General features: G+C 47.6%; 9 protein-coding genes. All 9 read right to left on the minus strand.

Translation table 11 applies throughout. From position 1 onward, the window contains the following. Positions 1–283 precede the first annotated feature (283 nt). The 9 genes from FKW31_RS07335 to FKW31_RS07375 all read right to left on the minus strand — a co-directional run bounded on the left by FKW31_RS07335 (position 284) and on the right by FKW31_RS07375 (position 11,357). Entirely contained in the window at positions 284–1,597 is a 1,314-nt protein-coding gene (locus FKW31_RS07335) for an MFS transporter (RefSeq protein WP_050793108.1), read from the minus strand. A gap of 402 nt (positions 1,598–1,999) precedes the next feature. Continuing rightward, a complete protein-coding gene (locus tag FKW31_RS07340) occupies positions 2,000–2,752 on the minus strand; it encodes an Asp/Glu racemase (protein ID WP_150178208.1) in 753 nt (250 codons plus the stop codon). 93 nt (positions 2,753–2,845) lie between these two features. After that, positions 2,846–3,640 carry an alpha/beta fold hydrolase gene (locus FKW31_RS07345; RefSeq protein ID WP_150178209.1) on the minus strand — a complete coding sequence of 265 codons (795 nt, stop codon included), beginning with the start codon at positions 3,638–3,640 and terminating at the stop codon, positions 2,846–2,848. A gap of 21 nt (positions 3,641–3,661) precedes the next feature. After that, complete coding sequence (locus tag FKW31_RS07350) at positions 3,662–4,294, minus strand: isochorismatase family protein (RefSeq protein ID WP_006115760.1); 633 nt, start codon at positions 4,292–4,294, stop codon at positions 3,662–3,664. Further along, on the minus strand, positions 4,291–5,331 hold the full coding sequence (locus FKW31_RS07355; protein ID WP_089179666.1) for a 2,5-dihydroxypyridine 5,6-dioxygenase: 1,041 nt from the start codon (positions 5,329–5,331) through the stop codon (positions 4,291–4,293). The genes FKW31_RS07350 and FKW31_RS07355 overlap by 4 nt, the downstream gene beginning before the upstream one ends. 67 nt (positions 5,332–5,398) lie before the next feature. Continuing rightward, complete coding sequence (locus tag FKW31_RS07360) at positions 5,399–8,971, minus strand: molybdopterin cofactor-binding domain-containing protein (RefSeq protein ID WP_150178210.1); 3,573 nt, start codon at positions 8,969–8,971, stop codon at positions 5,399–5,401. Next, positions 8,968–9,450 (minus strand): (2Fe-2S)-binding protein, encoded by a 483-nt coding sequence (locus FKW31_RS07365; RefSeq protein WP_063354972.1) that lies wholly within the window; start codon positions 9,448–9,450, stop codon positions 8,968–8,970. Before FKW31_RS07365 ends, FKW31_RS07360 begins: the two co-directional genes overlap by 4 nt. Before the next feature lie 23 nt (positions 9,451–9,473). After that, entirely contained in the window at positions 9,474–10,598 is a 1,125-nt protein-coding gene (locus FKW31_RS07370) for an FAD-dependent monooxygenase (protein ID WP_006115757.1), read from the minus strand. Positions 10,599–10,904: 306 nt separating this feature from the next. Beyond that, complete coding sequence (locus FKW31_RS07375) at positions 10,905–11,357, minus strand: MarR family winged helix-turn-helix transcriptional regulator (RefSeq protein WP_063354666.1); 453 nt, start codon at positions 11,355–11,357, stop codon at positions 10,905–10,907. Positions 11,358–11,709 lie beyond the last annotated feature (352 nt).

Consider the following 11,709-nt stretch of genomic DNA (forward strand, 5'->3'; position numbering starts at 1 on the left):
CTGTTACCTTTAACAAAGTAAAAGTTTCCAACTTGCTCCATCTTTTCGGTGTGTTGTGGTTCAGCAAATACCAAACTTGGCAATAACCCACCAAAAACACCACAACAGCCCATGAATTTTGTAGCACGACAGGAAAAAGAGACTGCGTGTAAACCCGTGTTCTGCATCACGTTATTTTCCTATTTGTGTCACGGAAACTTTGTTCCGGACAGTCCCATCACCTGTGGTTTTCAAGAACAGAACAAGAATTACTTGTTCTGAAAATGATATATAGAAAAAGAATTTATAATGACTTCATGCTGTTTTTCGGAATCATCAGAACCGAAAGTCCACCAAGAAGAACCAAGCCTGCAAAAAGCCAGATCACGCCGGACATATCCCCCGTAACACTACGGGCATATCCAACCAAAGCCGTTGCAAAAAATCCTGCTATATTGGCAATGGAACCCGCCAATGCCAGCCCAACCGCAGCGCTACTTCCCTTAAGCATAATGGACGGCAATACCCAAAAAGGTGGGAGCGCACCAAGAATACCCATATTGGCCGCTGTAATACAGGCAATAACGATAAATGGATTGCCCATGCACAACGGAATACACGCCATTGCAATACTGCCCACAACAATAGGAAGAACAATATGCCACCGGCGCTCACCTCGCTCATCGGAACTCCGCCCGATCAGAAACATACTGGCTACAGCACCAATTTGCGGAATAGCGCTGAGGCAACCGATTTGAAAGGTAGAACGAATGCCATCATCATGCAGCAATGAAGGTGTCCAAAAAGCAATTGTATATAAACCCAGAAGTAACGTTCCATCCACAATGCCCAAAAGCCATACCCACGGGCTGCGAAATGCCGCACCAATACTAACAGAAAGACTAACCTTATCAGAAGGCAGCGGATTTTCACGACGCAGCCACTCACTTTCTGATGCAGTGAGCCATGTAGCTTTATCTGGTGACGTCGGCAGAAATAGAAAAACAGCTACCCCAATAAGGACCGGTGGCAATGCTTCCCAGAAAAAAAGCCAACGCCAACCTTCATAACCAGCTACACCATTCAGCCTGTCCATCAACAGGCCAGACACAGGGCCGCCAATCACACTGGCTAAAGGAATACCCGCCATAAAAGCCGCAGTGACTTTGGAGCGATACTGAGGAGGAAACCACAATGCCAAATAATACAGCACACCAGGCATAAAACCTGCTTCTGCAACACCCAATAGAATACGCAGAATATAAAACTGTGTGGGTGTATGCACAAACATCATCAGGCCAGAGCACAATCCCCACGTTACAAGGATACGAGCAATCCAGTTACGCGCACCAAATTTAACCAGCATCAGGTTACTGGGGACTTCGCACAAAATGTAACCAAGAAAGAATAGCCCCGTACCCAAACCATACGCAGCTTCACTCATCCCCAAATCAGACAGCATACGCAGTTTGGCATATCCAACATTCACCCGATCTAGATAGGATGCCAAAAAACCAAGAAAAAGTAGCGGCAAAATACGCCACGCCATTGTACTAAAAAGCCTGTTCCCGCTTTGCTCGGAACGGCTTGTCTGCCCGGAAACAGCAACACTTCGCATGAGCACTCCAGATCACATATTACCAGCAAGAAACTTCCAACAAACAGCCCCACACCGCCCGAGAAATTTATTGCGATTCCGATATGATAAGATAGTCGCGTACACACCATAGTTGTAAAGATTATATTTCTTATTCGAAACATTATTTTCCGATGTGTCCTTTGCGCAACGCGCCAACACAGAAATTTTAGATGATTTCACTCAGGCTAAATATTTTACAGACAACATAAATTGAGAAAATTATTATGTTCAAAAAATATAATAATTTACAAATGTTTTTGATATAAAAGAAGTAATAATATATATAATTAGCGTACACATCACATTTTATAAAAACACATCTACTCGCTTTTAAAATTTTTGATGGAGAGGAAAATACATGTAACCTCTCCACCAATAAGTTTAATATGCGCCAGAAAGAAGTGCACCACCCCCAGGTGCTACTGCTTCCAACTTCATGGCTTTAAGCATGGCATACGTTGTTGCTACAGCAGCACTCAAAGTCGGTTTGCCAGTTATAGCTTCCACCATAGATACAACGGGAAGCGAAGGCATCTGCACACAAGCCGAAACAATAACTGCATCAGCATCCTGATAACGTAAGCCCTTCACAATCTCCGGTAAACGCAGGCAATCATGACGCCCCACGTCCAGATTATCTGGAATTTCCAGCGCCACATAATCAATAACATCAATACCTTCGCGGCTGATGTAATCCACTACCAATTCCGTCAAAGGCCGCATGTAAGGTGCTACAACCACAATTTTCTTGGCACCAAGAACCTTTAAGCCCTCAATCAGCGCTCCTGCACTGGTGGTAACAGGCGCAGGATGTCCGTTTTCAACTGTTCGTTCATGTAGGCGCTTTTCGGAAACACGGTGATAGCCCGGCCCCATGGACATAGTGGCAACAAGGCAGGCATAACCCAGCACATCCAAAGCTGCATCACTCAGTTCAAACGCGCAACGGTCTGATTGCCCGTCCATGGCAGCCAGCTCATCCTTACTCACCGTTTTCATGCGCATACGTGCAGAATGAAACGTAAACCGTTCTGGCCGAATATTTTCACGCAGCTTTAACAGTGCAGGAATTTCCGTTTCCATTGTAATGTTGGAACTGGGAACAATCTGCCCGATACGATAAATTTTCTTCATCAGAACCTCTTGTGAAGACAATAAATGGGATCACCCATAAAAATGAGTGTCCCCTTAAAGTTCCTGCTTTATTCAGCAGTTTCAAATTTAGGGCTATTTTACAGTAACAGCGCTATAAAAGCCTTCTTCATTATCCCACGGGATCATATGTCCCGCGTTTTCAACGTGCACGATCTCAATAGCACTGTTCAAACTGGATATTTCAGCTTCATCTTCTTTCTGAATCACCCCACCGCGTGTTGCGACAACCAAACGAGCTGGCACCTTCAAATGTGGAAGGTCCTGATGAATGTCTTCCGTGTGGAATTTTTCGAACGAAATGCGTGTTGCCAGTTCATCACAAGTATGCAGCCATTCAGCACGTAGTTGACGCTGCTCCTCTGTCCATGTCGGACAAAAACGCTGCATGTCTTCAGCACTCATCCCCTTACGGGAAAGGCGAATAGATTCTGTATACCAGTCTAAATTTGCAGGATAAGCACGCCGTCCGGGGCCGCTAACAGGAGGATCAACCAAAATAAGCTGAGCAAGATCTACTGAATTCTTGCGCGCAGCACGAATAGCAATACGTGCCCCCATGGAATGCCCCATGAGTGTAACATCCTTCAGACCAAGCGCTTTAATGAATTCCAAAATATCATCAGCATAGCTATCCAGATCATAATCTAGATCTGGCCCGGTTGAAGAAAGGCCCCGCCCACGTATATCAAGAATGTAAACATCATGATCCGCAGCAAGCCGTTCTCCTACAAACCCCCATGTAATGGCAGGGCTGGTAATGCCAGGAGCCAACACCAACGGCTTACCTTTGCCACCATACCGCAGATAATGCTGACGAATACCGTTGGCATATACGTTGGCACCATAAAGAAATTTTTCTTCACTCATAACTCAATAATCTCCTGAATATTAATTAGAAATGCGGGATAGCAGCGCGTCCAACGGCATAACGTCTGCAACTTTCTGGGCCATATCGAACAGATTGGCCTCATGCGGGCCAATTGCGCGATCTCCTACGCAATCTGAGATAACAACAGGGCGAAAACCAGCCTGCATGGCATCCAGCACGCTTGCACGTACACAACCCGATGTTACACAACCCGCCACCACCACAGTCTGCACACCGTGGCTTACAAACCAAGCAGCAAGCGGTGTGCCTGCAAATGCAGAAGGCACCGTTTTACGCACAACATATTCACCCGGCACCGGTGCAAGTTCAGGCACAATAGCCGAAGCCGGATTATTTTCCGTAAGCCCCAACATAGAAGGAACCTTTAGGGAAAAAATATTCGCATCAGCACCATCATCCGCAAAAATGATGCGTGAATGCGCAACTTTCCAACCTTTCTCGCGTGCAAATGCAAGTAGATCCTGCGTACGTTCAATAGCCTGCGGAATATTCCCACCGCCAAATGCTTCCGGATCAGCAAAACCATTGACAAAATCAATGATTAACAGGCCGACACCTCCAACAATGCCGATCTCGTTACCAAAACCCTGTTTCTGATATCGTGCCTCATCACGCATATCTTCTGTTGTCATTTGGATTCTCCAACCAGTTTACCATTTCGCACCACGGCTTCATCATCCAGCATTACTGTGCAATCACGCATGGGAATATCAATATGGCAGGCAGTATCACGGTCACCACCAGCTTCATTATTAGGGCCAGTGGACCATAGGAAATTACCGGCACAAGCACGCGGATCCATGCCAATACTTGCCTCTCGATCATAGAACCCCATCACAGACCAATGTGCGCGGTTCTGTAGTCCCCAGCCTATGTGCGAAACCGCAAAAACTTCGGGGTCATGAAAACTTTCCATGTAATCACGCAGGTGATCAGCTTCAAAACCACCTTCAATAGCGCGCACGTAGCCTTTTTCCAAATGACACGTAATAGGGGCCGTGATGTAACTTTTCTGCGGCAGAAGAATATCCCCTGGCGCCAGCACAATCTTGCCTTCAGCCGAGCCTTCATTTGCCCATGTTGCCAAAAAACCGCTTGGCCAATGGTCCCATCTTCCCGGTTTATCTACAAAACCGTATTCTTCCAAAATAGGATATTCACCCAACGCAAACGTAGCATCCGTGCCTGCTGCAGATGTTACTTTCATAACTTTGGCAGCTTTGAGCCGTGCTGAATTCTTCAGCACGCGCGTACGATCCTCGGCTGTAGGCGTCATACGCACCAACACATCTGGTGGTTCTACTACCAGTAGAATACGCCCACCAGCATCTAAAATCTCATGTTGTTCAGCAGAGAAAAGCAATGTCATAAGATCCAGAACAAGATCACTGGCCTTTAACATTTCTACTGCGGCCCTGTTACCAGTAAGTGGTGTTGTGCCAACATAAGCTAAAGGATCTCGTGAAAGAGACGTTCCACCATTGGTAGGTTGCAAATCAAGCCGATTAGCAATGGCACCTTTTTCCTGCACCGCAAGAAGAGCGCAACGTAAGGTCTGTGCATTTGTTCCTATTGAGGTCAGGATTGTAACGCTCTGACCGCTCTGTAAATTACAAAGATCCAGAACCTGACGCCATGATTGGACGAGTTCAAAATCACTTACGGGCATTGGAATGTTCCCCTAAAAAAGGCGTTCCGGTGTGACGCTGCTGGACAAAAGGCAAAAGACACATGGCTTAGTGTCCTCCTTCCGCACGAATACGCGCAACCCGAGCAACAAGATCGCTCCATTCCCCTTTTTCCGGAGCCATGGTGCGACGCAGGAAGGCCACGACTTCCGCAATCTGCCGATCAGAGAACAGGTTACGGTAAGCTGGCATCATATTGGCTGCCTGATGTGCTGGTGATGGTGCACCATCAAGCACCACACGAATAAGATTATCTGGTGTATCGGCCCATACATTACTGTTCAGCGCCAATTGAGGGCGTGCTCCATACAGATGCGTCCCTTCCCCTTCATGACACACTGCACAGCCTGAATTGTAGATACGTGCCCCTTCCCCTTTCTCCATGGATTGAAGATCTGCAGTGCGGGTCAGTATCTGTTGTCGTAAGGCTGGTGCGCCCTCTGCCGTTTGCCTTGTATCAAAAGAGGCAATGTAATGGGCTATAGCCCGCACATCTACATCTGGCAGGTCTTCCATGGCGTGCACAACAGGTGCCATAGGGCCGCCAGCAGGGCCATGATTGGGACTGAAGCCAGTACGCAAATAGGCGTAAAGATCATCTTCGCTCCAGGGCAGTGGAGAGCGTGACAGTGTAGATAATGCGGGAGCAACCCAACCTTCAGCTTCTCCTCCAGCCAGATAAGCTGTTTTCCAGCGCTCTGCCCCCAAAGCATTCCGTGGCGTATGGCATGCAGAACAGTGACCCAAACCTTCCGCCAGATATGCTCCCCTATTCCACTGCTCTGAACGGTTCTGATCCGGCACAAACGGCGCTGTACTATGAAACAGCGTATTCCACCCGGCCATGGAAAAACGTAAGTTATACGGAAATTTCAATGACGTTTTGGGAAGCTTCTGCTCTACAGGTTCCTGCGACATCAGGTAAGCGTAAAGCGCCTGCATGTCTGCATCACTTGTTTTTGCAAATGCCGTATAAGGAAAGGCCGGATACAAATGCCTTCCATCACGGCTAATTCCTTCACGCATGGCGCGTTCAAAGGCTGCATAAGACCATTGGCCAATACCTGTTTTAGGATCTGGCGTTAGGTTAGTAGAATAAATCGTGCCGAATGGTGTTTCCAACGCAAAACCACCAGCATTTTCTTTACCGCCCGGGATTGTATGGCAAACAGCACAATCTCCCGCTGCTGCAACCTGTTTGCCTTTAGCGATAATTTCCGCAGAAAACATACCGGGCACTGGGGGAGCAACTGGAGCGATAGGTGCACGCCATGGCAAAACTGTTGCTAATGCACTGCCTGCCACGGCCAAAGCCGCCCCTAACCCAGCCTTACGTAGCAAGCTTTTCCATCCCTGGCTTGCCATAGCCGGACGGGCACCTTCTCCATGAAAAGACAACGGCACTAAAGGTACAACAGAAGAGCGCTCTAACGGCCCCAACACCTCATCCAGACGCGTTTTGACTTTTTCAGGTGTAAATGGAACATCCCGAAAACGCACGCCAGTAGCAGCATATATTGCATTTGCAATAGCTGCGGCACTAGGCACGGATGCAGACTCTCCTGCTCCGAGAGGGGGCTCCTCCGGGCGATTCATAAGCACCGGATTGATTTCAGGAATATCTGGAAATTGAATAATCGGATATCCGCCCCATTCCCGGCTTTCTACACCTTCATGGTCGAACTTAACCTGCTCTGTCAGCACACGGCTTGTGGACTGCACCACATTACCATGCAGTTGGTGACGAATACCGGCCGGATTGATCATCAACCCAGCATCTTGCCCGACCACAGCACGCGTCACGCTTACTTCACCTGTAAGGCGATCAACTGCAACATCAGCTACCCATGCAGACCATGCAGCCGGCTTGCCAGGGAAAGGCCCATGAACATACAGCGCATAGGCCAATCCACGCCCGCGCAGGATACGTTCCTTTGGATCAACCTGAGGCGGTTGCGTACGCGGTTCCCATCCAGCTTTTGCCGCTGTTGCCTTAAGAAGTTCTGCAGCACGTGTATCTGGAAGATAACGCAGGCGATACTCCAGTGGATCTACGCCTGCCTCTGCTGCCAGTTCATCAATATAGCTATCGTGCGCAAAGCTGTTGGGCAGTGCAGATACACCACGAAACCATGAAGCACGCGCCAAAGGCGGCATATCTTTTACTGTAACCCGTGCATTCGCATAATCATAAGGAGGGATAGACGTTCTATCCCCCATCTGAGCTACAGCAGGTACTTCCGCAGGCACTTGCCCAGTCAGCACCAGCGCCAGCAATGGCGATACATTGGAAGGGTAACTTGTATCTAAATTATAAGCGACAGGCGCACCATTAGCATCCAGTCCACCTTCAATACGCACAAGCTGGGCCGCGCCTTTAGGTTCCCAAACATGTTCCTGAGCACGGGAAAGCTGAACCCGAACAGGCCGCCCAACTGCGCGAGAAAGAAGAGCGGCATCACCCCCCACATCATCCGCACAATTCCGCCCGTAACATCCTGCTGCTTCGTGACGAATAACTGTTACGTTGGTAACAGGCAAATCCATCAACAACGCGATATCGGCTTGCAACATATGCGGATTTTGCGTGCCAGACCAAACTGTCAGGCTACCTTCATGCCAAGATGCCACAGAGCAAGAAGGCCCAATAGAGCCATGCATCTGATAAGGCCAATGGTATTCGCGATCTAGACGATGGGAGAGTTTACCCAACGTCGCATCCACATCTCCACGATCCAAAACAACGCGAGGCTCGTACGGGTTAGCCCGTATCGCTTCTATCGGATCTGAAAGATCTGGTACAGCAACTGGTGCCCACGTAACTTGTAACGCTTCTGCCGCTGCAATTGCCTGTTCTTCACGCTCAGCAACCACCCCGACAAAATCACCAATCACCACTACATCCACAAGGCCCTCAATATGGGTCACAGATGCACGGTCCACCTTTAATAACGAACGCCCTACAAACGGACCATGATCATAACCCGCATAGGGAGGCCGAATAACACGACCATGCAGCATGCCCTCTACGCGCACATCATGCACATAAACCATGCGGCCCGTTACTTTATCCGGAATATCGACCCGCGGATGGCTGCGGCCCACCAGACGATATTCAGATGGAGGCTTCACCGGCGTAGTTTCATCCAATTCCTCACGGATTTGAACACCACGTACAATATCTCCCATCCCCCAGTTTGTTATTCCGGGCAAAGATCCTGTTAACTTCCCATTGCGGAAAGATAATGATTCAACAGGGAATTTTGTAAGTTGCGCAGCACGTTGTAGCAGCAACTTGCGTGCCTGCGCCGCTGCCCGACGTAACGGACGAGATGAAACCTGAATGGTCTCACTTGCAATTGTCGCCCCTTGATCAGGGGTACGATCTGTATGCCCCAATACCATCCGGACATATGTAGGATCTGCATCCAGTTCTTCTGCTACAATCTGAGCCAGAGAAGTTGCAATACCTGTCCCAAGATCTACATGCCCACAAAACCCTAAAATCTGACCGTTTTCATCAACCTGAACCAGCACCTCATCCCGTGGGATAAATTCTCCTCGTGCAGAAAGCCCTTGGGGAGGAAGTGATTTCCGGAATATCTGGAGCACACCGGTCATTTTCCGCTATCCTCCTTTTCCAATCCGGCTGCAATTCGTGCAGCACGCATAATTTCTACATGAGTGCCACAACGACAAAGATTATAGCGCAGGGCAGCCTTTAGTGCGTCTTCATCGGGATTGGGGGTCGCGTCTAAAAACGCCCGCAGCGTCATGACCATACCGTTCAGGCAATAGCCGCACTGCGCTGCCTGTGCTGCAACCACAGCCTTTTGCACAGGATCACTTCCATCTGGAGAAAGGCCTTCCAGTGTCACAATGTTTTTACACTTTGCTGCAGCGTTTAACGAGACCACACAACTCCGTGCAGCTTTCCCGTCCATTAGCACCGTGCAGGCACCACATGCCCCTAAACCGCAGCCATATTTGGGGCCATTCAGCCCCAAATCATTACGCAAAACTGTAAGAAGCGGCGTATTCCCGACTGCCGTAATGGTATGACGGCGGCCATTAACTGTTAGAAAGACGCTGGCTGCCATAACGCCCATCCTCTTTTCTACGCTTATTCGATTGTCAGATCGTAGATATTATCACCGTAACACCAGTAAGGATCTTCAGGCTGCCGTAGCCATGTATTGGCATTGGAAATGCTCTGAACTTTGGTCGCACGCTCTTTTCGTGCTTCATGATAAGAACGGAATGTACGTTCCAGATCCTTTGTACCTAACTCAGTAAGGCACCGGGCCAAAACAGCTGCATCTTCCACTGCCATAGCCGCCCCTTGCGCCATATGCGGCTTCATTGGGTGGCAAGCATCTCCCAGCAATACAGAACGACCTTGATACCAAACAGGCAATGGTGCACGCGTTTTAAGCGGCCATTTCGTAACAACATCAGTCGCGTCGATATAGCCCTGAACCATTGGATGGAAGCCCTTGAATGCTTCACGCAACGCTTCACGTGAGCTTGGCAACTGTCCTGCACGAGAAGTCCATTCTGCTGGCTCCCCTGTTACCAGGTAGAACTCATCCTCGTTCTTATCAAGATAATAGCACACGATATGCCGATCAGCAGACCACCACTTCGCGTTCAGGTCAGCTCCCAAGCTCTTGGCGGCTGCACCCGGAATAATGGCACGATGTGCAATCCATCCGGTATAAACAGCCTCATCCAAACCGAAGATTTTTTCGCGTACACGTGAGTTTATACCGTCAGCACCAATAAGGATATCAACCTTTTCTGAAGCGCCGTTTTCGAAATTCAGTGTAACGCCGTGACCATCATCTGTAAAATCGACCAGTTTGTGAGCCCATTTCACACGTTCCGAACTTACACAATCCAGCATAGCCTGATGCAGATCACCACGATGAATGGTAATATAAGGCGCACCATAGCGTCCCCGTTCAGCATTAAGCGGAATCTTGGCCATAACTGTGCCGTCGTCCCACTTACGGCTGAGCCAATAATCAGGAAGACATGAAATTTCTTCTAGCTTTTTATCGAGACCATCTAAAGTGGCGAGAATTTTAAGGACGTTGGGACCAAACTGGATGCCCGCACCCAGCCGAGAAAAAGCGGGAGCCTGATCAAACAGAACAACATCAAAACCAGCTTTCTCCAGCAGCCCTGCTGCTGCAACGCCACCAAGCCCTGCCCCTGCAATGCCTATACGAACTCCACCTGACATATTAACTCTCCGACCAGCAGTAAAATTACAGACTTAATAGCGTATACGCGATATATGAATGTTCAGGGAGGAACGGAGAAACGTCAAGATAATAATTTCATTATCGTTACGTTTTTTTATAACATATTGATTTTTATAGTTTTATTATTCTTTGCTCTTCGTGCAAAATAGCCTGAGATTTTCAAATTACGAAAATCATCAGAATTTTAAAGTATTAAAACTAGTTATATTTTTATGATTTTCTATAACAACAGATGTAGCCGTAGCGTATTTCTCTGCCATCAATAAGATGCCAATATGACAGCATTATACTTCAAAATGAGATAACTTCTGTAAAATATGGAGCACAGCAATCTGCTCACACTCATTTAACGGAGACAACGTTATATCAGTCACCTGCCGTGCTACAGGAGTGGTCTCATGTAAAAGTTGTTCACCTTCAGGCATGAGCGAAACAAGTTTCTGCCTACGATCTTGCTTACTCTGTTCTACCTTCAACAACCCACGTTTTTTTAGACGCGATACAATGTCACGCAATGTCGCATGATCAATCGCAGCTTCATGGCTAATCTGAACCAAAGAAGCCTGACCAAGTTTATGGGTGGTAACCAAAACAGCAAATTGCGCAGAGGTAAGATGTTGGTCTGGAATATGCTCCTGAAAAATAGCTGTATGACGCTGATAAGCACGCCGTAACAGAAAACCAACTTGTTCATCCAAGGCATAATTCTGTTCAGATTTCTTTTTATTATTCTTCATATCACATTTCCCTTAAGTATATTTTGATAAAAAATAACATTTAAATTTCTGTTGTTCGATATACACTTTTATACATAATCTAGCCTTCAGCTCAGCTTAAAAAACTAATCTTATGAGAGTTCCTATTTCTACTAGCATGTTTTCTCCCTAATCGGCTCAAATAATCTTTAATAAAAGCCTTATGAGTCATTCAAAGCAAGAAACAGAGACTTTAATGGGACTGAATAGAAATTATAGATGTTAGACAAATCATTTAAAATAAGGTTCGAATCCCGCCGCGGACACCATTATGTATTATTCTAGTGATTTAGACGCCTGTTGAGGCGAGTCATATATGCAGCACCCCGCCAAG

It is taken from the genome of Acetobacter sp. DmW_136, from assembly GCF_008690365.1.
Taxonomy (GTDB): Bacteria; Pseudomonadota; Alphaproteobacteria; order Acetobacterales; family Acetobacteraceae; genus Acetobacter; species Acetobacter oryzifermentans.

Excerpts from the sequence above, each read along its gene's own strand:
- FKW31_RS07350 (WP_006115760.1), bottom strand. The coding sequence starts at position 4,294 with ATGACAACAGAAGATATGCGTGATGAGGCACGATATCAGAAACAGGGT.
- FKW31_RS07345 (WP_150178209.1), bottom strand. The coding sequence starts at position 3,640 with ATGAGTGAAGAAAAATTTCTTTATGGTGCCAACGTATATGCCAACGGT.
- FKW31_RS07335 (WP_050793108.1), bottom strand. The coding sequence starts at position 1,597 with ATGCGAAGTGTTGCTGTTTCCGGGCAGACAAGCCGTTCCGAGCAAAGC.
- FKW31_RS07360 (WP_150178210.1), bottom strand. The coding sequence starts at position 8,971 with ATGACCGGTGTGCTCCAGATATTCCGGAAATCACTTCCTCCCCAAGGG.
- FKW31_RS07375 (WP_063354666.1), bottom strand. The coding sequence starts at position 11,357 with ATGAAGAATAATAAAAAGAAATCTGAACAGAATTATGCCTTGGATGAA.
- FKW31_RS07365 (WP_063354972.1), bottom strand. The coding sequence starts at position 9,450 with ATGGCAGCCAGCGTCTTTCTAACAGTTAATGGCCGCCGTCATACCATT.
- FKW31_RS07340 (WP_150178208.1), bottom strand. The coding sequence starts at position 2,752 with ATGAAGAAAATTTATCGTATCGGGCAGATTGTTCCCAGTTCCAACATT.
- FKW31_RS07355 (WP_089179666.1), bottom strand. The coding sequence starts at position 5,331 with ATGCCCGTAAGTGATTTTGAACTCGTCCAATCATGGCGTCAGGTTCTG.
- FKW31_RS07370 (WP_006115757.1), bottom strand. The coding sequence starts at position 10,598 with ATGTCAGGTGGAGTTCGTATAGGCATTGCAGGGGCAGGGCTTGGTGGC.